The following is a 24,551-nucleotide window of genomic DNA, read 5'->3' on the forward strand; positions in this document are numbered from 1 at the left end:
CAGAACAAATAAGGTCCTAAACACCTAGCGTTCTGCTTTTTTTGGTATCAAACTTTTATTGTTTAACTATTGAATGCGATTGTAATATTTAAGTGTTTATGCTACTTTTGAATTAGATAAAAAACTACTAGTGAACAATTTAATTGTAAACGCTCATAAGAAAATAGATATACAGCGGTATGAAGGTTAGATTTGGTTAATAAATAATATCGAATTTATAAGAGGTGAATGATGAAAAATAAGTTAATGGTCATTATATGGATAATAATAAGTATCTGTATGGGTTGTTTTGTGATAATGTTCAAGTATAATGACACCAATAAGTGGGATGAACTGTTTTTGGATAATACTATCACTCTGACTATAAGTGATAAAATTAAAATAGATGATGAGATGTTGTATGAAGTGATTAAACCGTTAGCACAAAAGTATTTGGCTAATCTTTATAAGAGCACAACGGTAACAGAAGGAGTAACTAAAAAATATGTAGGTGTTTATTTAACATATGATGAATACCACCCATACCAAGTTAAAGGAAATGATATCACTTTTATCTCAATGGGAAAAGAGGCTTATATATCCACATCTGTCAATAAAGATAATAGGCAAATCGGACAAATAAAAGATGTTTTTGATGATAATCCTGTTGTTGTGGGAACTATGGACTACTATTTGAGTATGTTTAATTTGAATAATAATTTCCAAGTTCGCTTTAAAGACATTAATAATGGAAAACTATTTTTTAATGAATTAGCGAATCAATTAGGAGTAAATGGGGAAGATATTACTTCAATATCTGTACATATTAATAGTACTAATACTTTAAATATAATGATGACAGGCATCATCATTATAAGTCTTTTTTGTTTTACAATTATTTTATTTTATAATACCTGTTCAAATTCAAAAAGAATAGGCGTGTTAAAGTTAATGGGATATGATAAATCTTATATTTTTCAGAAATTGTTAGAACCCATCTATAAGACAGTTCTAATTACGACATGGCTCGAATTAGGCCTAATGTTTTTAATAATTAAAAACACAAATATTATTTTTTGGATAGAAATGCTAAAGAATGTTTTTTTACTATATGTTGTATTCCTTGCTCTTTCTTTTATCAGTTATTTTATTGTATCCAGATTTACATTGTCAGAAGTGTTAAAAGGAAATTATGGAAAAACCTTAATCGAGAAGTTAAACAATTTTTTAAGGATTATCATTTTAATATGTTGTTTTGTATTTAGTGGAATTCTTTTCAGTAATATTAGCCGAGCACAAAATTTTAGAGAAGTAATTGCTTCTTGGATTGATTATCAAGATTTTGCTGTTCCTGTAAATTTAAATGTAATTAATCCGTTAGCTTTAACGAATTCGGATAATGTAGAAGTTTTAAAGAAAGCCCAAGAAACACTTTTTGATCAAGGTTGTTTCTATGTTTATAATACGCATTATCAGACACAAAATTTAAGGTTGAATGGGAAAAATATTTTAGATATCAGTGAAAGTGAAGACATCGAAGTTGAAGCATTGAATCCAAATATAGATTTTAATTTATCAACGATTAACATTAATTATCTTAATACGTTAGGATTAAAGGATATGCATGGCAATGATATTACCGTAGATAAGGTAAGGAATCAACGTGTAATTTTGCTGCCTAATTCAAAAATGGACGAAAATAATTATGAATATATTTTGAAGATTTATATGCTAGGTTATAATCAGATACCTGAAAATTATGAATTGAAATTTATTGTATATGATGATACACAAAACAATAAGTTCTTTTCGTTTAATATGGATATGAATGAAGATGGTAAATATAATATTTACTCTCCAATATTTAATATTATTACGGTAGAAAATATGCAGAACGTCGAAGTTGGAGATATTTTAGCAACAGATATAAACTCTCGATTGAAAATTCCTCTTAATAATCGCACCATAGAAGAAGTAAATAACGAATTAAAACGAATATTCAATCAATCTATAAGCATGACAGTGGGGAATTTATCACAGCCATTTATGGATCAAATTGAAAGAATTAATGCAACGTTGAAATTTAATACGCCTATTTTAATATTGGTACTTATTATTTATGTGATGATTACTGTACAATCAGTAAAGCTATATATTAAAAATAACTTAAAAACGATTGGTATAAAGAAATTAAATGGGTTCAGTTTGGTTCAGTCTATGAAATCTTATATTATAAAATATATTATTATTGATATTATGCTTTCATTTGCTTATTTAATAACGGTCTATAATTATTTAACCCCAACCATGATGGATCAATTCCATAATATAATGGGAAATCCGCTTGTTTATTTATTTTTTATTCCGATGATTGCCGCAGATATAGGATTTTTAGTCTTCAATATTAAAATTGTTGAAAAGCGTTCGTTAAATTCATTGATTAAGGGAGATTATTATGGAAATAATTAATATTAAAAATTTATCAAAAAAGTATAAGGAGCATATCATTTTCGATGCATTTAACTTAAAGATTAATGAGGGAGAAATGATTGCTATTACTGGAAAAAGTGGAAGTGGTAAAACAACTTTACTGAATATTATCGGGTTAATAGAAGAGTATGATGAAGGCAATTATTATTTTTATGATTACCTTAATATTAAGCCTAATTCAAAATTTGCAACCGAAATGATCCGCAATCATATTAATTATCTATTCCAGAATTTTGCGTTGATTGATGATGACACTATTTTAAATAATCTATTGATTGGTTTAGAATTTAAAAATTTAAGTAAAAGTGAAAAGTTATCTGAGATTCAAAATGCCTTGGAAAAAGTAGGTCTTGATAAAGACGTGAAAACTAAAATCAGTGCATTAAGTGGCGGGGAACAACAAAGAGTAGCCATTGCCAGAATAATACTTAAAGATGGGAATCTCATTTTAGCTGATGAACCAACGGGTTCTTTAGACGAAGAAAATAAAGAGGTCGTTATGTCACTGCTTAAAGAATTGAATAATGAAGGAAAAACAATTATCATTGTCACACATGATTCTTATGTAGCTGGAAAATGCGATCGGGTTATTCTTTTATAAAAAAGAAAACATTGCTTAAAATCAAAGCAATGTTTTTAAATTTCAGTACTATTTATCTTTATTAAAAAGACATTCTCCATTAGTTTCGATAATCTCTTTATAACGATAGTAAGAATTTTTAATTTTTCTTTCCATTGTTCCGCTTCCATCGTTGTGACGGTCAACATAGACAAAACCATAACGTTTTCTCATTTCTCCGGTTCCTGCTGAAACGATATCAATAGGTCCCCAATAGAGGTATCCCATGACTTCTACGCCATCTAAGATAGCTTCATGAATATAGTGTAAATGATCTTCCACATATTTCATTCTTTCAGGATCATCAATTTCACCATTTTGATCTGGGGCTTCATCTAAACCAATTCCATTTTCAACAATGAATAATGGAAGATGATAGCGATCATAAAGAACATTTAAGATGTAACGAATCCCTTTTGGATCAATTGGCCAACGCCAAGGTTCAGGGGAACACCCGGTTAAATATGGATTTTCTTTCCCAATCAAACCACCGGTATCTCCTAAAGAAACAGTTCCCTCAAAAGTAGATGAACGATAATAACTTAATGAGAAAAACTCAACTGTATTTTCTTTGATCAATTTCAATTCTTCATCACACATTTTTGGTTCACAGTTCTGTTCACGCCAAACACGTTTCACATATCCCGGAATAATCCCTAAGCAGAATGCATCTCCAAAGTAAAAGTTGGACATTCTTTGTGCATCGTAAGCTCCGAAAACATTATCCGGATCACAATTATATGGGTAAGTGGCTACACATGAACTTGTCAGCATGCACCCTACTTTTGCTTTTGGATCAATTTCTTTGCAGATTTTTACTGTCCAAGCATTTGCTACACAGATATTGTAGTAAGCCTGCCATTTTTCTTGTTCTGTAATGGACCCAATCGGATCATTCTTGTCTTTTGGATTTGTATTTAAGATAGCACTTGCTACAAAAGGCATATGTTTCATATTATTTACTTCATTAAATGTCAGCCAATATTTCACTTTTCCTTTATAGCGTTCAAAAACTGTTGTAACATAACGTTTCCAGAAATCAACTAATTGATGATTGCTCCATCCGCCATACTCAGTTAATAAATGCAAAGGCGTTTCATAATGACTTAATGTAATAACCGGTTCCATGCCTAATTCAATCATCGTATCAATCATGTCTTCATAAAATTTAAGACCTGCTTCATTTGGCTGTGTTTCATCACCATTAGGGAAAATACGTCCCCATGCAATAGAAGTACGGAATGCTTTAAATCCCATTCCTGCCATTAACTTTAAATCCTCTTTGTAACGATGATAAAAATCAATAGCTTCATGACTTAAATAAACCTTATCAGGATCTAATGCCATTTCCCACTTATTTGTTTCTTCATTCCATTTAATACTTGGATTTTTATTGGCAATCCCCACCATTACATCGGTAACATTGGGTTGTTTTCCGTCTTCTTTCCATGCCCCTTCACATTGGTTAGCGGCAACAGCGCCACCCCATAAAAAATCTTTCGGATAACTCATAATTTCTCCACCTTTCTATTTAGTGCTATTATACTATCGTTAAAATGAGGACTTTATTATTTTAAGCAAATGAAAATAGTTTCAGAATTTGAATAAAAAAGGGAGTCTCTATTGCTCCCTTTAGCTTTTCATATAAACAGAACCGTCATCCCGGCGTTTTAAGAAACCATATTCAATCATGTAACGGCGTATCGTTACATAATCATCAAAGATTTCTTTCAGAATATCATTTACCTCTGTCTCTGAATACTCTTTTCCACTTATGAATTGATCATAGATTGTTTTAAATACAATGATCTTATACTTTTCTTTTCTTGGCAGATTTTTAAGTTTTAATGGATCAAGGGAAATAAAGAAATCCTGATGCACTTTTTGTTCATCTTCTTTTGTAGCTACATAGCGTTCATCCATCATCGTTGCCTCCTCATGAATATCTAAAAATGTATCAATCGTGTTTTCACTTTCTAATAAATGGTACATCGCTAAAAATACTTTCGCTTGATTTGCCTTTTCTTTTAAAGAAAAGCGCTGATAGCGGACAGTAGCTTCACTGATTCCCATAAGCTTAGCAATATCTCGATCACTTTTATGCTGATAAAGATGCGTTATAATCTGTTTTTGATTGTCCGTTAAAGTATTTACTTTTTTAGGCGCATCCAGTAATGGAAACAGGCATCCATGATGTTCATGCTGCAGATGAATCGCCATTCTTTTTTTAGCGTCGTAAAAATGATGCTCATAGGGATAAATCTCCCCTTTTATTGTTTTAAAATCACAATGTATGCATTGATAGCTGTGCTGATTTTCAATATAGCCATTTTCTAATTGTTCTAAAGTTAGATCTTTTATATTCATACTGTCCTCCTTTATAAACAATATAACATAATGTTTAATAAATATCAAACAAATATAATATATGTTTATAAAATATTTTGTTAATTAGAATAATGTTTGATTTTCATGAGATATAAAACTTTTTTCCGTTAAATTATTTTATTCAAGTGAATCCTTATAAAACGATTCTATTGTAATACTATTTTTCTCATGGGCGTTTCGATATCTCTAGTTCATACGTCGTTAATTTAACAATAAAGTTTTTTGTTGATGCACACAAGTAGGATATGAATTTATGTTGAAGAAAAAGTCATTTTATTCATGTTTATAAATATAGAAAAAGGAACAATGATCTTGCACTTTCAAGACATATTATCATTAAAATAATTTGTCTATTTGAAACTGCAAGGACAATAGGTTCCCTTTTATAATGCTGAAACAGTAAATACTTTATTTTGTGAGAAAATTATACTGCATCCCTTCTCTTAGCGGTGCGCTGTCTCCACCTAGTTTTTCCAGTAATGTATAGGCGAATTCCAATGATGCCGCAGGTCCACGTCCGGTTACGATATGTCCGTCTACCTCTACTAATGTATCTTGATGACATCCATCAGGCAGTTGATCTTCAAATCCGGGTGCACAAGTAAATTTTTTATCTTGGATTATTCCGGATTTTTGTAAAGAGATAGGTCCGGCACAGATCGCACCGATCCATTTTCCTTCATCATTAAACTTTTTTAATATATCCATAACACGTTGATCATCTCTTAAATTTGTTGCACCGGGAAGACCACCTGGCAAAACAACTAAATCTGCATTCCCGCATTCTTCATTAAATAATGCATCCATTTTTACGGTAATCTGATGACTGCTGGTGACTTCGGTACTATCCATGCCAATCATTAGGCAAGGCATATTTGCTCTGCGAAATACATCAACGACAGTGAGTGCTTCTACTTCTTCGAATCCTTCTTTAAATAAAACAATTGCTTTTTTCATATCAAATACCTCCACTAAAATTATAATATGGTTTAAAATAATTTTAAAGAGATGTTATGATGAAAAAGGTGATAAATATGAATCAGTTAGAAAAAGTAGAACATACGCTCTCCCCTATTTATGATACTTCTTCCAAAATCTTAATTCTGGGAACAATGCCTTCACCTAAATCCAGGGAAGCAGGATTTTATTATTCCCATCCGCAGAATCGTTTCTGGAAGATTATGGCAGCGTTGTTTAACGAAGAACTGCCAATAACGAATCAACAAAAAGAAGAGATGATGAAAAAGCATCATATTGCATTGTGGGATGTATTGAAAAGCTGTGAAATCAAAGGGGCAGATGATAATTCAATTACTTCTGTTGAAGTGAACGCTATTGATTTGTTGTTGAAAGAAACCTCTATTCAAAAAATTTACACAACAGGGCTAAAGGCTACAACTTTATATAAAAAGCATTGTTTTAAAGATACAGGAATTGCATCGATTTATTTACCCTCGACGAGTCCGGCTAACTGCCGAAATTATAATTTAGAAAAATTAATTGAAGAATATCGTTGTATTTTAAAAGACTTATGATTGGCCATAAGTCTTTTTAAGTTCTTTCTTTTATTGTCACATGTACAATATCTCCGGGTTGTTTACCAATCGCTTTACGTATGTCTTTTCTTAATCCGATGATATGTCTGGGGGTTTTCATTCTTACTAAACTGCCCAAATAAAGATAACCGTCAAAGGTAGCTTCAACTTTAACCCGTCCTTTATTAAATTCTTTTTTTACGTCGTAAGGAAATTCTATATAAGCACCATCCATATCCGGAACTTTTAAGATCATGGCATCAAATAAATATAATGTATTGTTCATAGAGTCCTCCTTGCATACTATAAGATAAAAATAAAAAAATTTCAAAAGAAAGGACCTATTTAGAAAATTTTGTTTGATAAACTAGCCCGTAGTATATGTTGATAGATAATATATGCGATCGTGGAAATTATCGCAAGGATAATAAATGCTGTCTTTAATTGATTTTATAACTTTTTATAAGTTAACCTGTTTTCTTTAGATTTTTAAAGGTTAACTTAAATTTTCTATAACAGTCTAACCATTTTACAGGGGCTTCTCTTGTTTTTCTTTATTATATGCTGCTTGCAAAGGCGATTTCAAATTTAATACAGATGTCATGTTAAGAAGGTGTTAAAATAAAAAGATATCTTATGAGAAAGATTTTAAAATCCTACCAGATATGTTAAGATATTCACAACAAGGGGGAAATATCATGTTAGAAATAATCGATTTAACCAAAAGCTATAAAAAAACACTTGCGGTAGATCATGTCAGTTTTACAATCCCAACAGGGAGAGTGGGAATCTTGTTAGGACCCAATGGGGCTGGTAAATCTACTATTATTAAGAGTATAGCGGGCTTATTATTCTTTTCCGGTAAGATTAATATAGATAATATCAATTCAAGAGATATTGAAGCAAAAAAACGCTTTGCCTATATTCCGGAACTTCCATCAATGTATGATGCCTTAACGATTAAAGAACATTTTGAATTCATCAATAAAGCCTATAACGTGGATCATATGGATTATGCAATGGAATTGGCGACACGCTTTGAACTTGATGATAAGTTAGATAAATTAGGGGATGAGCTGTCTAAAGGGATGATGCAGAAAGTCAGTATCGTTTGTGCCTTGATGATTAAGCCAAAAGTCGTGTTATTTGATGAACCTATGATTGGATTAGATCCTAAAGCAATCAAAGAGTTGAAGGATTTGATATTGGAATTAAAAAATCAGGGAGCTACGATTATCATCAGTACCCATATGTTGGAAATGGTAAAAGACTTATGGGATGATATGGTCATTATTGATAAAGGAAAAATTATCGGGCAATATCGCAAAGAAGATATTGAAGATCAGGAAATTGAAGACATCTTCTTTAAAATGACAGGTGATCAGCAATGAATGCTTTAATCTATCTTACCAAAACAACATTTGTCAATAAATTAAAAAAGGCTTTACACAAGCCTTCTGCCCTACTATTGATATTGTTTTGGATTGCTTATGCTGCTTATATGATTTTTATCTTTAGCGGTATGGCAGTTAATTTTAAATTAGATTCAAAAGAAGGAATAGTCATTATTTTGACATATGTCGTTTTAATGTCTGTGCCAACCAATATATTAATGTATGTAAGAAAAAAAGGAATTATCTTTTTGATGAGTGATCTGCATTTTTTGTTTAATACCCCGATCAGTCCCAAGCTGATTTTGCTGTATCGCTTTATGAAATTGCTGATACCTTCGATCATTATGAATCTCGTTTTATCTATTGGGGCGTTCTTTATATTTAAAGCAACGACATTGCAAGCGATCCTGTTTTTTATTGTTGTCGTGTTGATAGAACCGTTATTTGAAACTGGCTTGATGATGAATGTCTATGCAAATGAACGCTTGACACAAAAACATGTGGACTGGATCAGAAAAGGAACTTGGGGATGTTTGGCAATCTTCGCAGCTTATGCGCTTTATGTGTTTATCTTTATTGATAATACATTTAATGCGTTGGCCATCTTCCCATTACAGGAACTTTTCTTGTTCATTCCGATATTTGGTTGGATTTTAGCCCCTTATCATCTTATTTTCTTAGGTGCTACACCGATAAATGTCATCTGTTCGATTTTGTTTGCAGTTGGAACCATACTGATGCTGATTAGTGCCATAAAGATGCCTTGTACCGGGAAATATTATGAAGAAGCTTCAAATTATGCTAAAGATTATAGTGAAAAGAGAAAGAAAGCTAAAAAAGGGGAAGTCAGCTTTGGTAAAAGAAAATACAAGAAGGCTTCTGTTGCCTATAAAGGGGCGTATGCAAAAGCAATCTTTTATCGTCAAATATTAGAATATAAAAAGAATCGCTTCTTTATCTTTGGCGGAACCACACTTCTTTCATTGGGAGCAGGACTTGTTTTATGCTATTTTAGTATTCAAGAGCGACCTCCTATAGAATTTGCTTTATTCATCTTACCTGGATTAAGTGCCTATTTCTCATTCTTAATGAGCGGGTATGCAACAAAATGGAGCAAGGAAATTGATAATGCTTATACATTCCTTATTCCCGATACAGCCTTTAGAAAAATGTGGTATGCAACATTAATTGAACATCTTCGAGCTTTGATTGACGGATTATTGATGGTCATTCCAGCTGGAATCGGAATGGGATTGTCTATTCCACAAATGATTCTATGTATTGTTGCCCATGTCAGCATTATGGCAATCAAACTTTATATTCAAGTCATCTGCCAAAATATCTTGGGAAAATCTCTGGGAAATACAGGATTAACTTTATTAAAGATGTTGATTCAAGGGTTAGTCTTAGTAATAGGTATTATGATTGCGGTGATGGCGGCTATTATGATTTCTAACGAAATGGCATTATTAGCGATTATTGTTTATAGTGTTGTGATTTGCTTATTATTGATGCTATGTTCAACTCGATTATTTGAGAGATATGAAAGTATAGACTAAAAGGAGCCGAGGCTCCTTTTTTAAATGAAAGTAAATGTAAATGGCTGACTTGATTTAATATAGTCGATTAAGAATATTTCTTCTTCTCGAATATGCCCGATAACATTTGTTTTCCCACTGTTTTTCATGTCTTTTAAAGCAATCTGCACTTCACCGCAATATTGACCATATAATTCATTATCGATAATAACGTCTCCACGTTTGATATCCACTGTATTAAATGGTTCTACTTTTCCTTTAGCTAAACGACTTTCTAATGTACGCAAAATATAATCGTTGCGGTCTCCACGGCGAGATAAATTCATTTTTAAGCGCTCTACTTGATGTACAGGCGCATGCTCTGCTAATTTTACTCTAAAATCAATCATCTCCAAGTTGACATTCTTTAACGCTTCTAATTCTTCATCACTGGCAAAACAGTTTCCGATCATTACATCACTGATTGTTCCCATCAAAACATAGTGCTTTAACTGAACATCAATGGGGAGGTCACGATGCATTTCCAAAGTTGGCAAACCTTCTGTGACCGGCCAAGGACCAAAGGCATTTTCTACATTGGATGAGATGAAAGCTTGACAGCGCAGATTATACTGATTCCAAAATGCGGTTCCCTGTTGAAAAAAATCTAAAGCGACACCAGTATAACGATGTGGATAGTAGTTATGGCAGCCCATCAGTTTATCACGATTACCGCCGGCCGCTAAAACGGCTCCAATATGATTATTCACATTTGCTCCGCTTAAACAGATTGCAATGCCCTCTTTATTACGTGTCAGATAAGCTTCTTCCATATCATTCATGCCTAAATCTAAACGTAAAACATCAACTTCTAATTCTTTAAAAAAACTTAGATCAAGGGGACCGTTAAATAAAGAAGCATTCACACCAAAATGTTTGAATACACTTGGATTGACATCGCAAATGATTTCATAACCTAATTCTTTGGCATAGCGTGTGATGGGGTGATAACGATCAATCACACTCTGTCTGTCTTCCCCGACTCCTAATAAAGCTAAAAACAACAAAGAACAGTTGCATTCAGCCGCCTTTTTTAAATAACGCTTATTTTCTTCCTCCGTAGAATATGCCGGATATAAAGAGATACCTATTTTCTTCATAACTTCCTCCTATAATTTGTGTCTTTATACGTTGAATATAGGATTGTCCAATAGTAAAGTCAAAAAATTTGCAAGAGATGAAAACTTTTGCCAAGATAATGCATAAGATAGGTGTAAGGAAAAATAAAAATGTTTAGAATAAAAAACAATAATTATCTAATTAATAAAAAATTAGGATATTATTTCCTAATAATATAATTTTAATGCGATTTATAGTAGACAATTTGAATAGGCTAGTATAAAATGACCATGACGAAGTGTATACAATGTGAATGAGGAGGATATAAAATGGAAATAAAAGATCTATTAAGAGAGCCATTAAAAGGGTTTACGGCTTATAAGCCCGGGGGAAAAAAGGTGAAAGTAAGAGAGGGAGTAGAAGAGATTATTCAGCTAAATGCGAATGAAAATCAATTAGGACCTTCTCCAAAAGCGATTGAAGCAATGAAAGAAGCAACAGAAATATCTCAGTTCTATCCCTTTACTTTTGGACAATTAGAAGAAGTTAGACAGATTTTTGCGGATTATCATGGCGTAAGTGCAGATAATATTATGATTACCGCAGGATCAGGGGGAATTATTTCGGCTTTCGGAGAGATATTTTTGAATCCGGGGGATGAAGTAGTAAGCTGTGAGCCGACATATGATTCCTATAAAGCGATGGTCAATCGTTATGGTGCAAAGTTTATTGCCGCTCCACTAAAAAACTACGGGTATGATTTAGAGGCAATGTTGGAATTAATAACGGAGAAAACAAAACTAGCCGTTATTGTAAATCCCAATAATCCAACCGGAACCTTGTTGACAAATCAAGAACTAGACGATTTCATGGATAAAGTTCCGGATCATGTGATTGTGGTTATTGATGAAGCTTATTTTGAATGGATCGGAGATAAAAACTATCAGTCAGCTATTAAATATGTAAAAGAGGGAAAGAAAATAGCGGTATTAAGAACCTTCTCTAAACTCTATGGAATGGCAGGGGTACGTATCGGTTATGGCATCATGCTTTCCGATATATGTAAGGAAATGCGCAATGTAGAATGGAACTATGGACCTAGTCGTATAGGGTTAGCCGGAGCTGTTGCGGCTATTCAAGATGAAGAATACATCGAACGTTCATTAGATAATAATACAAAAGGAAGAGCGTTTCTGACAAAAGTATTGGAAGAAGCAGGGTTTGACGTCGTAAAAAGTTATGCCAGTTTCATCTATTTTTATCCAAATGGTTTTACTTCGGATGAACTTGTGGATAAATTAGGAAGCTATGGAGTAATTATTCGAGCATTTAAAGAGTATACACGTGTAAGTGTCGGAATACCGAGACAAAATGCGATTTTTGCTGAAACATTAAAAAAAGTGTTAAAGAATGATTAATTTCATTCTTTTTTATTCGACAAGATATGTCAAAAAAACGGCAAGTTCTACGTAATAAAGCGCTTAAAAGTTTGTTATGGTGGAGGAATTTGTCGAACGCTGTAAATTTAAGTCAAAGAGTTTAGATTGCGGTTCTTTTTTGCACATGATAATATTTATTTGTCGAATAGGAGGGTTAACATGAAAGCACTGATAAGTAAATTCGAAAACACCTTATACAACAACGATAAACTTTCCGGTATTAATTTTATGGATGCCAATAAGATCAAAGAATTTCAAGATTTAGGACATATATTTGGATTATTTATACAAGAACAGAATCCGGCTATTGATCATTTGTTAGCAGAACATGGAATCACTGCTGATTTTATGATCAGACAGGATGGATCTATCTTATTTAAAGAAGGATACCAGTATTTTGATTATGAACCATTTGAAAAAGAAGAGATCGAGATGATCTTGTCTTCATTGAATGGGAGTTTTAAAGCGCTGTTAACCACACCAACAGCAGAAATGAACTATGAACATGATATGGAATTGGATGAGAATCAGATATATACCTGTATTCGTATTACGGACTGTGACCAAGATCAGATCCTTTCCCAATTAAATAAACATTTTCATGCGGTAATTAGTGTTAGTATCAGTGAAAATGCAATCTGTATCTTTTCCAAAAAGAGCAGTTTGGATAAATCGGTAGATGTGTTATGCGGTTTAAAAAATATTAGAATTAGTGATGTGAGTATGATTGCGGATTATTACAGTGATTTTGAACTGATTGAAGGGATTGACAACCTTTATGCATTAAAGGAAGACAATGAAAGCAGTAAAGAAATCTATATCGTTGATAGCTTAGGAGAATGCGTGGATGACATCTTGAGTGGTGCCTCGGATTCTCTTTTTTTGTCGATAAAAAGTGTTTAAATTTTAGAATATTTTAGTAATTTTCCTCATATATAAGTATAAACAAGATAAAGGAGGTTTGTTAAAAAGAACCGATTAAATCGGCGAAAAATGCAATTTAATGGCAGAGATTTGACAAAGAAATGAATATTTGTTATGATGTTGCCCGAGGTGAGGCTCATGTACTTTGATACCCATGTTCATTTGAACAGCAGCCCTTTATATGAGGACATTGATACGTATATCGAACATGCTTTAGCAAATGGAGTCAACGAGATGATGGTCGTTGGTTTCGATTTAGAGACAAGTCGTAAAGCGATTGAGATTGCCAATCAGTATGCTTTTATTTATGCAGCTGTAGGCATTGGTCCAAATGATTGTAAAGAGACAACAGATGAAGATTTGAATCAGATAGATGAGATGCTCGCTCAAGAAAAAGTAATTGCATTAGGAGAAGTAGGACTGGATTATTACTGGGATGAAGTTCCCAGAGCCAAACAGCAAGAAGTATTTAGTAAGCAGATCGAGCTAGCTAAAAAGCATAACGTACCTCTTGTTATTCACTCAAGGGATGCCTTGAATGATACCTACGAATTACTAAAGGCAGGTCAACATTATGGTATCATGCATTGTTATAGCGGTAGCTATGAGATGGCTCAAAGGTTTATCGACATTGGATTTTATATTTCTCTTGCCGGACCTGTGACCTTTAAAAATGCCAGGGTACCAAAAGAAGTAGCCCAAAATATAAATTTAGATAGATTGTTGATCGAGACGGACTGTCCTTATTTAACACCTCATCCATACCGAGGAAAGTTGAATGAGCCTGCAAATGTTATGTATATTGCCATGGAAATCGCAAAACTGCGAAACATGGAAATAGAAGACGTTGCTAGAATCACAACGTTTAATGCCAAAAGAGTGCTTGGTATTAAATAAGGAGGAAAATTGAGATGAAAAATTTTGTAAAGAAAATCGAGGAAACAGACTCGAGAATTAAGATGTTATTATTAGTGGCGATTGCTTATGTGGCAATTGCATTTGGTTTCAATCATGTTGAAGCCATGACAAAAATTGAGAACTATACACCCGCTATCAATATTTCGATCAAAGATGGCGCTAATGAACCGGTTGGACATTTAGTACAACAGGCAACATTACAAGATGTATTAAATGAATTAGAGATTACTTTAGGAAGCGATGACTTCTTAAACATGGATGCAACTACTTTATTGGAAGACAACCAAACAGTAGAAATCACACGTGTGACGTATACTGAAGAAAAAACAGAGGAAGAAGTTCCGTTTGACACTGAAATCAATGGTGATGACGTTGATGGAGCCAGTGTAGAAGTTTTACAGGTTGGTGAAAATGGACTGATCGAAAAAACGTATAAAGTTCGATTAGAAAATGGTGTAGAAGCCAGTCGTGAATTAATCAGTGAAACAACAGTTAAAGAAACGATAAACCAAGTGGAAAATTATACAGCACCGGCTCAGACGACTGTTATTGCTTCAGGAAGTTCGGTTTCAGGTGCCTTCACCGGACGTTTAACGACTTACGGCGGAGACTGTTATGGATGTTCGGGAATTACTGCTGCCGGAGTTACATTAAATGGTAATGGTGCAAACAATTCCGGAAGTGCCAAAGTTTTCTATAATGGCGGTTGGTATTATGTGTTAGCTGCTGACAGATCGATTCCATTTGGAACGATTATTGAAATTTCTAATCATAACCTTTCATTAGAACCCGTTATCTATGGGGTAGTGTTGGATCGCGGTGGCGATATAACCGGTACAAAAATCGATATCTTTAGTGGGTCAGAAAAAGGAACCCGATTCTTTAGCGGATCAACTTCTTATAATACCCAATTTAGAATTGTCGGTTAATGGATTATAAAAATAAGAACAGAAAAACTGAGTTTAGACGACTCAGCTTTTCTTGTTTTTAACCAATTTTATTTGTAATATAGAACAATTATGCTTATAATAGTAAAAGTTAGGAGGGATGAGTATGTACGATATTATCGTTGTCGGCGGTGGTCATGCCGGTGTAGAAGCCTCGTTGGCACCAGCCAGAATGGGATTGAAGACCCTTCTGATCACCTCTAATTTTAATAATGTAGCGAGTCTGCCATGCAACACATCGATTGGGGGACCCGCTAAGGGAATCATTGTTCGTGAAATCGATGCTTTAGGCGGACAGATGGGAAAAACTGCCGATCATACCTATCTGCAAATGAAAATGCTGAATACGGCAAAGGGACCGGGTGTCCAATCTTTAAGGGCGCAGGCAGATAAAGTAGATTATCCAAAATATATGCAGGAAATCATTTCATACCAAGAAAACTTAGATGTCAAAGAAGCAATGGTAGAAGATCTGATCGTTGAAAACGGTCAAGTCCAAGGCATTATTTTAGAAGATGGAACAAAAATAGAAGCCACCTGTGTGATTTTGACAACAGGAACATATTTGAAATCGGAAATATTAGTCGGTGCAAACAAGACACCAAGCGGACCTGATCAGCAAAGACAGTCACTGCATTTATCAGATCGTTTAGCGGATTATGGCTTCAAGATCCAGCGCTTAAAGACGGGAACACCTCCACGTGTACATAAGGATAGTGTTGACTATTCAAAAACAACTTTGCAGCCGGGAACAGATGCTAAACTATCATTTAGTTTTGAAACAACACATTATATGCCAATCGAGGAACAAACCCCTTGCTATTTAACTTATACCAATGAAACAACGCATAAGATCATACGTGATAACTTACACCGTTCAAGCATGTATTCGGGAATTGTAAAGGGAATCGGCCCCCGTTACTGCCCATCTATCGAAGATAAAGTGGTGCGTTTTAGTGATAAACCACAGCATCAGATCTTTTTAGAACCGGAATCTAAATCCATGGAAACAATCTATGTTCAGGGATTTTCAACCTCATTACCTCATGATGTTCAAGAAGAAATGATACGTACAATCCCGGGATTAGAAAACTGTAAGATATTGAAATATGCCTATGCAATCGAATATGATGCGATTGATCCTATTCAATTATGGCCAACCTTGGAAACAAAAGTAATTAAAAATTTATATACTGCCGGACAGATTAATGGAACCAGCGGTTATGAAGAAGCGGCAGCCCAAGGCTTAATTGCCGGAATCAATGCTGTCATGAAAATTAAGAATGAAAAACCGATTATATTAGGCAGAGATGAAGCATATATCGGGGTGATGATTGATGACCTTGTCACTAAAGGGACTGAAGAACCTTACCGAATGCTGACTTCACGTGCAGAATATCGTTTATTGCTTCGTCATGATAATGCCGATGTACGTTTGCGTGATCATGCTCATCGTGTCGGATTAATCAGTGAAACTGTGTATCAGCAGTATTTATTGAAACAAGAACATATTCATCATGAAATTGAACGTCTAAAAACCATTCGCTTCACACCAAAACATGAAGTGAATGACGTCATCGAACAGTTAGGCTCTAATCGATTAAATGAGGGAATCAGCGCTAAAGAACTGATTCAGCGTCCGGAAGTCACCTACCAAGTACTAATCCCCTATATTGACGCCCCACATTTGACAGATGAAGAAATGAATGACATTAATATTGAAATCAAATATGCTGGGTATATTGAAAAGGCAAAACGTCAAGTAGAAAAACAAAAGAAAATGGAAGAAAAAGGAATACCTGAAGATATTCATTATGATGACATCAAGAATCTGGCTTTGGAAGCAAAACAAAAACTCACCAAGATACGACCATTAACCGTAGGACAGGCAAGCCGTATTTCAGGAATAAATCCGGCAGATATTTCGGTATTACTTATTCACTTAAAACAAAATTATTCAAAGTAAAGGAAAGCCTATGAATATTGAAACATTTATTCAACATTTAAAAGAACATGATATTGAATTAACACAAACTCAGCTAAACCAATTTGAAAGTTATTTTGAATTATTGGTAGAGTGGAATGAAAAAATGAATTTAACCAATATTACTGAAAAAGAAGATGTTTATCTAAAACATTTCTATGATTCATTAACCCTTGCTTTCACTCATCCTTTAAATGATGAAAGTTTATGTGATATAGGTGCCGGAGCAGGTTTCCCCAGTATTCCTTTAAAAATCGTCTTTCCGAACTTAAAGATCACCATCGTAGATTCTTTAAATAAGCGCATTACCTTTTTAAATCATTTGGTAAAAGAACTAGGCTTAACAAATGTCCAGGCAATTGCCGCCAGAGCGGAGGAATATGCAGTCGATCATCGTGAAAAATTTGATATTGTCAGTGCCAGGGCAGTTGCCAGACTAAATATTTTGGATGAACTTTGTTTGCCTTTATGCAAAGTGGGGGGATATTTCATTACCTTAAAGGGAGCTCAGGGAGAGCAGGAATTAAAAGAATGTCAGCAGGCTATCAAAAAATTAGGGGGTAAAGTAGAAAAGATAGAGAAATTTACTTTACCTGATCATGAGGATCAGCGTGTCAATATTTATATTCATAAGATGTCCTCTACCCCAAAAGGGTATCCGCGAATGTTTGCTAAAATCAAGAAAAGTCCATTGAAATAGGAGAAAACTATGAGCGAGAAAAATTTAAAAATGATTAATATGGAATATATCGTTCCCAATGCCAATCAACCCAGAACCTATTTTGATAGCGAAGCAATCAGCGAACTAGCGCAATCCATCAGTGAAAACGGATTGATTCAGCCGATTGTTGTACGCCCTATCGAATTAGGACAGTATGAGATCGTTGCCGGAGAAAGACGTTATAGAGCGTGTCAAAAAGCAATGATGCAGACGATTCCCTGCATCGTAGAAGAATATGATGATGCAAAACTGGCACAAGTAGCGATCATTGAAAATATTCAAAGAGAAAACTTAACACCAATCGAGGAAGCCGTCGCTTATCAAAAGCTAATTGAAGCTTATGGTTATACGCAAAGCACTTTAGCCGGACAAGTAGGAAAGAAACAATCCACGATAGCTAATAAATTACGTTTGCTGAATCTGCCTAAGAAAGTGCAGGATGCTGTAAAGAATCGAGAAATTACCGAACGACATGCTCGTGCCTTATTGAGTTTGCCGGATGCCGCTTCACAAGTAAAAACCTTAAATAAAATTGTTAATCAAGGGTTGAACGTCAAGCAAACAGAAGACATGATCAATAAAAAACAGAAAGAAACGATAAAAAAAGCCCCTAAAAGAGGGATTTCACAACATATTAAATTGGCGATCAATACAGTAAAACAAGCAGTTGAGATGGTACATAAAACCGGTATTGATCTGGTAATGGATGAAAGTGATCAGGATGATTATTATGTAATGACCATTAAGATCAAAAAGAATAAATAGTTAGGAAACAGTTTTCTTAACTTTTTTATTTTGTAAAAATATGGATATGTAGGAAAGATGAATAAAGAAAACATGTCTTTTTTATTTCAGACATGTTTTTGTTAGTGCATAACATTCGCTATTATAAATCAATCCTTCGATCCTTATAATAGTATTGTTTATCATGATCGTTGATTTCTCTAAGCACACGGCATGGAACCCCTGCGGCAACGACATTGGCAGGAATATCTTTGGTCACGACACTGCCTGCTCCGATAACCGTATTTTCACCAATAGTGACTCCCGGCAATACAATACACCCTGCACCAAGCCATACATTTTTTTCGATATGGACTGGCATATTGTATTGATAACATTGCATTCTTAAATCCGGTAAGATCGGATGTGTTCCGGTAGCAATCGTTACATTAGGGCCAATCATGACATAATCGTCAATATATATTTCAACATCATCAACTAATGTGAGATTAAAATTGGCATAGACATTATTTCCTAAATGCAGGTGTTTGCCGCCCCAATTAGCATGCAGCGGAGGTTCAATATAACAGTTTTCTCCAATGCTTGCCAGCATATCTTTTAAAAGCGTTTGGCGTAATTCTTTTTGTAATGGACGTGTGGTATTAAAATCGTATTGCTTTTCTAAGCATAAGGCTTGTTCGTTCATAATCGATTCATCATTGGGAAGGTAGAGCTTTCCCGTCATCATTCTCCGCAACATTTCTTCTAAATCCATTTTTTATCCTCCCAGTCATCTATAACTGTTTTCATTTTAACACAGTATGCAGTAACAATGAATATTCATTGACATAACATTTTATAATAGGATATCAAAATTGCATATTAAATCAATATTGATGTATAACGCAGCAATTGAAATAGATCAATAAATATTGAACCTATAATATCTATGCTGTCATTGAATTCAAGGCAGAGTATGTAAATAAAATTTTAAAAATACGTTATTAATATGTTGTGTGAAAAAGTAAACAAGACTAAGGAATCTCTGTGGTTTATCGACTTGAAGCGGATTTTCTTTACCATTAAAACTTACATTTTTGAAAAATAATGATAATAGTCAAAGTGTTTTATGCTATAATGTCAAATAGTAGGAGATTTTGGAGGAATAACAATGCTAGGGTATTATAACTATACAGTCATTTTAACATATATCAGTCTTTGCGTCTCAGTCGTTGGGATTCATTTTGCAATGTCAGGAAAACCGGTTTTTGCGTTCATTTGTCTGATGACATCTGGTTTTTGCGATATGCTGGATGGACCGATTGCACGTACAAAAGCACGTAATGATGAAGAAAAAGAGTTTGGAATTCAGATAGATTCCCTGACTGATTTAGTTTGCTTTGGTGTTTTTCCGGCAGTCATCGCCTATTCTTTAGGAATGAAAAATAGTTTCTCTGTTTTGATTCTATTGCTTTATGTTCTTTGTGCAATGATACGTTTAGCGTATTTTAATGTACAGGAAAGTTCAAGACAGAAGCAGACAACAGATAAAAGAAAATATTATTCGGGAATGCCTGTCACGACATCGGCGATCATTTTTCCGTTAGTATTTGCTTTAAAAGACTATTTAGGAACCTATTTTATACAAATATACGGAGCTGTCGTGATTATGGTAGCGATGCTTTTCGTATTGGATATTCGAATCAGAAAAGCAGGCAAAAAAGGACTTAGCGTTATGGTCATTATTGCTTTGATTGAATTTGTTCTGCTGCTGAGGTTGATTTAGAATGAAGAATCACATCGTTAAAAGAAATGGAGAAGTTTTACCTGATGATCAGACGAGTTCCATGCGATTTCTTTACTCACATGCGTTTGGCAGACTATTGCTTCGTCCATTGATTCGACCAACTGTATCTAAAGTAGCGGGTGGTTTTTTAAATACTCGTTTTTCAACGTTTTTGATCCCTTCTTTTATCAAAAACAACAACATTGATATGAATGAGTATAAACTGACAAAGTATTCATGCTATAATGAGTTTTTCACAAGGGAGATCAAAGAAGAATGTCGGCCTATCGATCAAATGGCAGATCATTTAATTTCCCCTTGCGATAGTAAGGTGACTTATTATAGAATAGATGAGCATACTGGCTTTAAGATTAAAGATAGTCTTTATAGTGTTGAAGATTTATTGCAAAATAAAGAATTGGCACAGCAATATCAAAATGGAATTGCCTTAATCTTTCGTTTGAGTGTTGACGATTATCATCGTTACTGCTTTATTGATGAGGGTGAGTATTTATTTGATTATAGAATTAAAGGCAAATTACATACAGTAAATCCCATTGCCAGTTATCATTATAAAATTTATAAAACGAACAGTCGGCATGTCAATGTATTAAAGACTGCTCATTTTGATCAAATCATTGCGATGGAAGTAGGGGCAATGATGGTAGGAAAAATAAAAAACCAACCTCTTAAATCGTTTACAAGAGGAATGATTAAAGGATGGTTTGAATTTGGCGGCTCTACCGTCGTCTTATTATTTAAAGAAAACACCGTAGAAATAGACCAGGATATTATTGATTTTTCAACACAGGATATTGAAGTCAAAGTTAAAATGGGAGAAAAAATCGGCGTAGCAATCAGAAAGGAAGAAACATATGGGAAAGATCATATCCATCACTAACCAAAAAGGTGGCGTAGGTAAAACTACAACGAGTGTGAACTTAGCAGCAGGATTAGCCTATTTGAATAAAAAAGTATTGATGATCGATATTGACCCTCAGGCGAATGCAACTCAGGGAATCGGTGTTGATCGTATGCAGATAAAAGGAACATCTTATGATATTATCGTTGGCGATGAGGAAGTAAAAAACGTTGTCTTATGTACCTCTGTACCTCGTTTATCGATTGTTCCAGCCAGTGCTGATCTTGCGACGGCAGATTTGGAACTGTCAGAACTCAAGACAGGAAGAGAATTGCGTTTAAAAGAAAAACTGGCAAGAGTCAAAGATGATTATGATTTTATCATCATTGACTGTCCGCCTTCTTTAGGACTGCTTAACCGCAATGCTTTGGCAGCCAGTGATTCCGTATTAATTCCGGTACAATGTGAATATTATGCGTTGGAAGGATTGACTCAGTTACTTAGCACGATTAAATTTATTCAAGATTCTTTCAATCCTGATTTATCTATCGAAGGCGTATTATTAACAATGCTGGATCAGCGTACTAATTTAGGAATAGAAGTATCCCAAGAAGTAAGAAAATATTTTAGAGATAAAGTCTATAAAACCTTTATTCCTAGAAATATTAAATTATCAGAAGCACCATCGGAAGGAATGTGTATTTATGATTATGACCGTACTTCTGAAGGAGCAAAATCTTATGCAAATCTATCGAAGGAAGTGATCGTAAGAAATGGTGGCAAGTAAAAAGAAAACAACAACAACTAAAAAGCGTTTAGGAAAAGGTTTAGATGATATCTTTGGCGGAGACTTGACTTCTTTTATCGATGATATTGAAAAGAATACACCAAAGAATTCACAAATCACAGTCGCTTTGGATAAAATTCGTCCGAATCCTTATCAGCCAAGACGTTTATTTGATGAAGAAAAATTAAATGAATTGGCTTTATCGATTAAGCAACATGGAATTTTTACACCATTGATCTTAAAAGAATCGGTGCAAGGATATGAGATTGTTGCAGGAGAAAGGCGTTTTAGAGCAGCTAAGATTGCTGAATTAAATGAAGTACCGGCAATTATCGTAGAGTTTAATGATGACCAGATGATGGAAGTCGCTTTGTTAGAGAATATTCAAAGAGAGAATTTGAATGCAATCGAAGAAGCACAGGCTTATCGCATGATGATGGATAAGCTGTCTTTGACACAGGAACAATTAGCGACACGTTTAGGAAAGTCAAGAACGCACATTGCAAATACTTTAAGACTATTACAACTTCCTGCAGCATTGCAAACCTATGTGTTAGATGGCAGTCTGTCTATGGGGCATGTAAGACCTTTGATTACGTTAGAAGCTAAAAAAGCAGAAGAAATTGCAAATCGTGCGATCCAAGATCATTTATCTGTTCGTGATGTGGAAAATATTGTTCGTGGAATCGAATTAAGCAAAAACAATAAAAAGAAAGAAAAACCGGAAAAAAGCAAAGAGTTTATTTATGTAGAAGGACTTTTGCGCAAGAAATTCAGAACAAAGGCAAAGGTTGAAGATCAAACCATTACCTTAAAATATACAGATACCGATGATTTGAATCGTATTTTAGAATTAATGGGAGTGATTGAAGAATCATGAAAATAAATCCCCCTAAAATTCTGCCTAAGTTAGAACCGGTGGAATCCATTATAACGGTTATGGATGATGGGTTTATCAGTCATGGCTATTTTGAAAATACGATAATAGATGAAGAGGGGATCAGAGAATTTGATGGCTGCCGTTTTAAGAACGTGCAGTTTTTCCTAGCTAAAGATCATCGAATCAGTTTTGTCGACTGTCACTTTGACCATTGTGAAATAGCGAATCTGACATTAGCCAATATCTCCATATTGCGTTGTGCGTTTGTTGAATGTAAATGTACAGGTTTAGAAATTATTGAATCTTATATGAAAGATGTTCATTTTGAACGCTGTTTAATGACCTATATGAATTTTTCCAAAACAAAAACAGACCATCTGTTATTTGAAGAAAATGATCTGTCTTATGGCAGTTTTAATGATATGAAGATTAAAGGTATAGAATTTAAAAATAATGATTTAACACGCTGTGAATTCTTTTTTACTTCATTGAACGGAGTAGATTTAAGAACGAATACAATCGAAGGAATCGCGATAACGCTCAATGACTTAAAAGGAGCGATCGTCGATACTTTTCAAGCAATTTCTCTTTCGCGTTTATTAGGAATTATTGTGAAAGAGGATTAAATCCTTCAATGAATTCTTTGATTAGGGTAGATAAATCCTGATCATTTCGCCAAACAATAGCGACACTTGTATAAAGTTCCTGTTCTAAGATGGGAACTTTTTTAATTTCCTTTGAAATAGCGTACAGCGACAGTGCGGATTGTGGAACAATTGCAATGCCTTTATGCATATTTGCCCACAATAAAGAGGTGCGGCAGTCATCATTTTTACAGATAATATTAGGAACTAAGTGCTGATTTAAACAGGCGTCCTGAATGATACGTTCATAGCGACGGTAAATAATCAAAGGAAATGGCATCATCTCGCTTAGTGTTATTTGTTGAAAATCTTTTAAATATTCATTTCCGCCAATGGCTATCATCGGTTCTTGCAGCAAGTATTTAAAATTTAATCCGGTACTGTCAAAGGGAGTACGAATGATTGCCAAATCAATAAGATGGGATTTGATCTCATCAATCATTTCGTAAGTATTGCCTTCATGAATCTCAAAAGCTAAATCCGGGTATTTCGCTTTAAAAGCATCAAGGCAAGGATCGAGCATTATACCTCCATTTGAAGAAGTAATGCCGATATGAATTTTTTGATGATAATTAATATCCTGAACTTCTCTGGCAGTCTGTTCACAGAGTTCTAAAATCTGTAATGTTCGTTTATAAAAAAGGCGGCCTTCCAAAGTTAGCTCTACACGACGAGGTAATCGTTTCACTAATGTGACTCCCAACTCCTCCTCTAAGCTTTTTAGCTGCATAGATAATGGCGGCTGTGCCATATGCAATGCAAGGGCTGCTTTTGATATGGTTCCCTCTTCAACAATTGTTTTAAAATAAAGTAGCTGTCTGAATTCCATAATATTCTCCCATACTTATAAGATATAGAAACTATATATAATATATACTATTAATATAATAACATT

The 24,551-nt window shown here is 34.2% G+C and carries 24 protein-coding genes; 17 read left to right on the forward strand and 7 right to left on the reverse strand.

The window, feature by feature from the left end; genetic code table 11:
• Positions 1-231 precede the first annotated feature (231 nt).
• Together BN1225_RS13595 and BN1225_RS13600 are read left to right on the forward strand one after the other, a co-directional pair.
• Entirely contained in the window at positions 232-2,448 is a 2,217-nt protein-coding gene (locus tag BN1225_RS13595; RefSeq protein WP_041140315.1) for a hypothetical protein, read from the forward strand.
• The gene (locus tag BN1225_RS13600) at positions 2,435-3,070 is read left to right on the forward strand and encodes an ABC transporter ATP-binding protein (RefSeq protein WP_147585222.1); all 636 of its coding nucleotides are present in this window, start codon (positions 2,435-2,437) and stop codon (positions 3,068-3,070) included. The genes BN1225_RS13595 and BN1225_RS13600 overlap by 14 nt, the downstream gene beginning before the upstream one ends.
• Positions 3,071-3,118: 48 nt before the next feature.
• On the opposite strand, the gene BN1225_RS13605 is transcribed toward BN1225_RS13600, so the two are convergent.
• The 3 genes from BN1225_RS13605 to BN1225_RS13615 all read right to left on the reverse strand — a co-directional run bounded on the left by BN1225_RS13605 (position 3,119) and on the right by BN1225_RS13615 (position 6,433).
• Positions 3,119-4,600, reverse strand: a complete 1,482-nt coding sequence (locus tag BN1225_RS13605) for a glycoside hydrolase family 1 protein (RefSeq protein ID WP_041140316.1) — start codon at positions 4,598-4,600, stop codon at positions 3,119-3,121.
• 120 nt (positions 4,601-4,720) lie between these two features.
• The gene (locus BN1225_RS13610) at positions 4,721-5,455 is read right to left on the reverse strand and encodes a DUF2087 domain-containing protein (protein ID WP_041140317.1); all 735 of its coding nucleotides are present in this window, start codon (positions 5,453-5,455) and stop codon (positions 4,721-4,723) included.
• A gap of 429 nt (positions 5,456-5,884) precedes the next feature.
• Positions 5,885-6,433, reverse strand: a complete 549-nt coding sequence (locus BN1225_RS13615) for a DJ-1 family glyoxalase III (RefSeq protein ID WP_041140318.1) — start codon at positions 6,431-6,433, stop codon at positions 5,885-5,887.
• A gap of 77 nt (positions 6,434-6,510) precedes the next feature.
• Between BN1225_RS13615 and BN1225_RS13620 the strand changes: the two genes are divergently transcribed.
• Complete coding sequence (locus tag BN1225_RS13620; RefSeq protein ID WP_041140319.1) at positions 6,511-7,011, forward strand: DNA-deoxyinosine glycosylase; 501 nt, start codon at positions 6,511-6,513, stop codon at positions 7,009-7,011.
• A 16-nt stretch (positions 7,012-7,027) separates the two neighbouring features.
• Here BN1225_RS13620 and BN1225_RS13625 read toward each other — a convergent pair whose 3' ends face one another.
• Positions 7,028-7,297, reverse strand: coding sequence for a DUF1905 domain-containing protein (locus BN1225_RS13625; RefSeq protein WP_041140320.1), 270 nt, complete (start codon positions 7,295-7,297; stop codon positions 7,028-7,030).
• Between the two features lie 412 nt (positions 7,298-7,709).
• On the opposite strand from BN1225_RS13625, the gene BN1225_RS13630 reads away from it, so the two are divergent.
• Positions 7,710-8,402 (forward strand): ABC transporter ATP-binding protein, encoded by a 693-nt coding sequence (locus BN1225_RS13630; RefSeq protein ID WP_041140321.1) that lies wholly within the window; start codon positions 7,710-7,712, stop codon positions 8,400-8,402.
• Positions 8,399-9,964 (forward strand): putative ABC exporter domain-containing protein, encoded by a 1,566-nt coding sequence (locus BN1225_RS13635; protein ID WP_041140322.1) that lies wholly within the window; start codon positions 8,399-8,401, stop codon positions 9,962-9,964. Before BN1225_RS13630 ends, BN1225_RS13635 begins: the two co-directional genes overlap by 4 nt.
• Before the next feature lie 20 nt (positions 9,965-9,984).
• On the opposite strand, the gene BN1225_RS13640 is transcribed toward BN1225_RS13635, so the two are convergent.
• Positions 9,985-11,082: a DUF871 domain-containing protein gene (locus BN1225_RS13640; protein WP_041140323.1), complete on the reverse strand. Its 1,098-nt coding sequence runs from the start codon at positions 11,080-11,082 to the stop codon at positions 9,985-9,987.
• 288 nt (positions 11,083-11,370) lie between these two features.
• On the opposite strand from BN1225_RS13640, the gene BN1225_RS13645 reads away from it, so the two are divergent.
• From BN1225_RS13645 to noc, 7 genes are all read left to right on the forward strand, one after another.
• Positions 11,371-12,459, forward strand: a complete 1,089-nt coding sequence (locus BN1225_RS13645; RefSeq protein ID WP_052466720.1) for a pyridoxal phosphate-dependent aminotransferase — start codon at positions 11,371-11,373, stop codon at positions 12,457-12,459.
• 180 nt (positions 12,460-12,639) lie between these two features.
• Entirely contained in the window at positions 12,640-13,383 is a 744-nt protein-coding gene (locus BN1225_RS13650; RefSeq protein ID WP_041140324.1) for an HAD hydrolase family protein, read from the forward strand.
• 159 nt (positions 13,384-13,542) lie between these two features.
• Complete coding sequence (locus tag BN1225_RS13655) at positions 13,543-14,301, forward strand: TatD family hydrolase (protein ID WP_041140325.1); 759 nt, start codon at positions 13,543-13,545, stop codon at positions 14,299-14,301.
• Positions 14,302-14,315: 14 nt separating this feature from the next.
• Positions 14,316-15,251, forward strand: a complete 936-nt coding sequence (locus BN1225_RS13660; RefSeq protein WP_041140326.1) for a G5 domain-containing protein — start codon at positions 14,316-14,318, stop codon at positions 15,249-15,251.
• Positions 15,252-15,375: 124 nt separating this feature from the next.
• Positions 15,376-17,235 carry a tRNA uridine-5-carboxymethylaminomethyl(34) synthesis enzyme MnmG gene (mnmG, locus tag BN1225_RS13665; RefSeq protein ID WP_041140327.1) on the forward strand — a complete coding sequence of 620 codons (1,860 nt, stop codon included), beginning with the start codon at positions 15,376-15,378 and terminating at the stop codon, positions 17,233-17,235.
• Between the two features lie 10 nt (positions 17,236-17,245).
• On the forward strand, positions 17,246-17,953 hold the full coding sequence (gene rsmG / locus BN1225_RS13670) for a 16S rRNA (guanine(527)-N(7))-methyltransferase RsmG (protein WP_041140328.1): 708 nt from the start codon (positions 17,246-17,248) through the stop codon (positions 17,951-17,953).
• Positions 17,954-17,962: 9 nt separating this feature from the next.
• Positions 17,963-18,739 (forward strand): nucleoid occlusion protein, encoded by a 777-nt coding sequence (gene noc, locus BN1225_RS13675; protein ID WP_041140329.1) that lies wholly within the window; start codon positions 17,963-17,965, stop codon positions 18,737-18,739.
• A 121-nt stretch (positions 18,740-18,860) separates the two neighbouring features.
• Here noc and BN1225_RS13680 read toward each other — a convergent pair whose 3' ends face one another.
• Positions 18,861-19,472, reverse strand: a complete 612-nt coding sequence (locus BN1225_RS13680) for a sugar O-acetyltransferase (protein ID WP_041140330.1) — start codon at positions 19,470-19,472, stop codon at positions 18,861-18,863.
• Positions 19,473-19,868: 396 nt separating this feature from the next.
• On the opposite strand from BN1225_RS13680, the gene BN1225_RS13685 reads away from it, so the two are divergent.
• Genes BN1225_RS13685 through BN1225_RS13705 form a run of 5 tightly spaced genes read left to right on the forward strand, consistent with a single transcriptional unit; the run spans position 19,869 to position 23,638 of the window.
• Positions 19,869-20,483, forward strand: a complete 615-nt coding sequence (locus BN1225_RS13685; protein ID WP_041140331.1) for a CDP-alcohol phosphatidyltransferase family protein — start codon at positions 19,869-19,871, stop codon at positions 20,481-20,483.
• A gap of 1 nt (position 20,484) precedes the next feature.
• Positions 20,485-21,384 (forward strand): phosphatidylserine decarboxylase, encoded by a 900-nt coding sequence (locus tag BN1225_RS13690; RefSeq protein WP_052466722.1) that lies wholly within the window; start codon positions 20,485-20,487, stop codon positions 21,382-21,384.
• Entirely contained in the window at positions 21,359-22,132 is a 774-nt protein-coding gene (locus BN1225_RS13695; protein WP_041140332.1) for a ParA family protein, read from the forward strand. Before BN1225_RS13690 ends, BN1225_RS13695 begins: the two co-directional genes overlap by 26 nt.
• Positions 22,119-23,012 carry a ParB/RepB/Spo0J family partition protein gene (locus BN1225_RS13700; protein WP_041140333.1) on the forward strand — a complete coding sequence of 298 codons (894 nt, stop codon included), beginning with the start codon at positions 22,119-22,121 and terminating at the stop codon, positions 23,010-23,012. Before BN1225_RS13695 ends, BN1225_RS13700 begins: the two co-directional genes overlap by 14 nt.
• Complete coding sequence (locus BN1225_RS13705; RefSeq protein WP_041140334.1) at positions 23,009-23,638, forward strand: pentapeptide repeat-containing protein; 630 nt, start codon at positions 23,009-23,011, stop codon at positions 23,636-23,638. Before BN1225_RS13700 ends, BN1225_RS13705 begins: the two co-directional genes overlap by 4 nt.
• On the opposite strand, the gene BN1225_RS13710 is transcribed toward BN1225_RS13705, so the two are convergent.
• Positions 23,619-24,485 carry a LysR family transcriptional regulator gene (locus BN1225_RS13710; RefSeq protein WP_041140335.1) on the reverse strand — a complete coding sequence of 289 codons (867 nt, stop codon included), beginning with the start codon at positions 24,483-24,485 and terminating at the stop codon, positions 23,619-23,621. The two genes, BN1225_RS13705 and BN1225_RS13710, sit on opposite strands and share 20 nt — an antisense overlap.
• Between the last annotated feature and the right edge of the window lie 66 nt (positions 24,486-24,551).

The sequence above is a fragment of the Beduini massiliensis genome, from assembly GCF_000829905.1.
Taxonomy (GTDB): domain Bacteria; phylum Bacillota_I; class Bacilli_A; order Erysipelotrichales; family Coprobacillaceae; genus Beduini; species Beduini massiliensis.

What these genes read in the sequence shown, in the direction of transcription:
- BN1225_RS13595 (WP_041140315.1), top strand. Translation starts at nt 232, where the DNA reads ATGAAAAATAAGTTAATGGTCATTATATGGATAATAATAAGTATCTGT.
- BN1225_RS13600 (WP_147585222.1), top strand. Translation starts at nt 2,435, where the DNA reads ATGGAAATAATTAATATTAAAAATTTATCAAAAAAGTATAAGGAGCAT.
- BN1225_RS13605 (WP_041140316.1), bottom strand. Translation starts at nt 4,600, where the DNA reads ATGAGTTATCCGAAAGATTTTTTATGGGGTGGCGCTGTTGCCGCTAAC.
- BN1225_RS13610 (WP_041140317.1), bottom strand. Translation starts at nt 5,455, where the DNA reads ATGAATATAAAAGATCTAACTTTAGAACAATTAGAAAATGGCTATATT.
- BN1225_RS13615 (WP_041140318.1), bottom strand. Translation starts at nt 6,433, where the DNA reads ATGAAAAAAGCAATTGTTTTATTTAAAGAAGGATTCGAAGAAGTAGAA.
- BN1225_RS13620 (WP_041140319.1), top strand. Translation starts at nt 6,511, where the DNA reads ATGAATCAGTTAGAAAAAGTAGAACATACGCTCTCCCCTATTTATGAT.
- BN1225_RS13625 (WP_041140320.1), bottom strand. Translation starts at nt 7,297, where the DNA reads ATGAACAATACATTATATTTATTTGATGCCATGATCTTAAAAGTTCCG.
- BN1225_RS13630 (WP_041140321.1), top strand. Translation starts at nt 7,710, where the DNA reads ATGTTAGAAATAATCGATTTAACCAAAAGCTATAAAAAAACACTTGCG.
- BN1225_RS13635 (WP_041140322.1), top strand. Translation starts at nt 8,399, where the DNA reads ATGAATGCTTTAATCTATCTTACCAAAACAACATTTGTCAATAAATTA.
- BN1225_RS13640 (WP_041140323.1), bottom strand. Translation starts at nt 11,082, where the DNA reads ATGAAGAAAATAGGTATCTCTTTATATCCGGCATATTCTACGGAGGAA.
- BN1225_RS13645 (WP_052466720.1), top strand. Translation starts at nt 11,371, where the DNA reads ATGGAAATAAAAGATCTATTAAGAGAGCCATTAAAAGGGTTTACGGCT.
- BN1225_RS13650 (WP_041140324.1), top strand. Translation starts at nt 12,640, where the DNA reads ATGAAAGCACTGATAAGTAAATTCGAAAACACCTTATACAACAACGAT.
- BN1225_RS13655 (WP_041140325.1), top strand. Translation starts at nt 13,543, where the DNA reads ATGTACTTTGATACCCATGTTCATTTGAACAGCAGCCCTTTATATGAG.
- BN1225_RS13660 (WP_041140326.1), top strand. Translation starts at nt 14,316, where the DNA reads ATGAAAAATTTTGTAAAGAAAATCGAGGAAACAGACTCGAGAATTAAG.
- mnmG (WP_041140327.1), top strand. Translation starts at nt 15,376, where the DNA reads ATGTACGATATTATCGTTGTCGGCGGTGGTCATGCCGGTGTAGAAGCC.
- rsmG (WP_041140328.1), top strand. Translation starts at nt 17,246, where the DNA reads ATGAATATTGAAACATTTATTCAACATTTAAAAGAACATGATATTGAA.
- noc (WP_041140329.1), top strand. Translation starts at nt 17,963, where the DNA reads ATGAGCGAGAAAAATTTAAAAATGATTAATATGGAATATATCGTTCCC.
- BN1225_RS13680 (WP_041140330.1), bottom strand. Translation starts at nt 19,472, where the DNA reads ATGGATTTAGAAGAAATGTTGCGGAGAATGATGACGGGAAAGCTCTAC.
- BN1225_RS13685 (WP_041140331.1), top strand. Translation starts at nt 19,869, where the DNA reads ATGCTAGGGTATTATAACTATACAGTCATTTTAACATATATCAGTCTT.
- BN1225_RS13690 (WP_052466722.1), top strand. Translation starts at nt 20,485, where the DNA reads ATGAAGAATCACATCGTTAAAAGAAATGGAGAAGTTTTACCTGATGAT.
- BN1225_RS13695 (WP_041140332.1), top strand. Translation starts at nt 21,359, where the DNA reads ATGGGAAAGATCATATCCATCACTAACCAAAAAGGTGGCGTAGGTAAA.
- BN1225_RS13700 (WP_041140333.1), top strand. Translation starts at nt 22,119, where the DNA reads ATGGTGGCAAGTAAAAAGAAAACAACAACAACTAAAAAGCGTTTAGGA.
- BN1225_RS13705 (WP_041140334.1), top strand. Translation starts at nt 23,009, where the DNA reads ATGAAAATAAATCCCCCTAAAATTCTGCCTAAGTTAGAACCGGTGGAA.
- BN1225_RS13710 (WP_041140335.1), bottom strand. Translation starts at nt 24,485, where the DNA reads ATGGAATTCAGACAGCTACTTTATTTTAAAACAATTGTTGAAGAGGGA.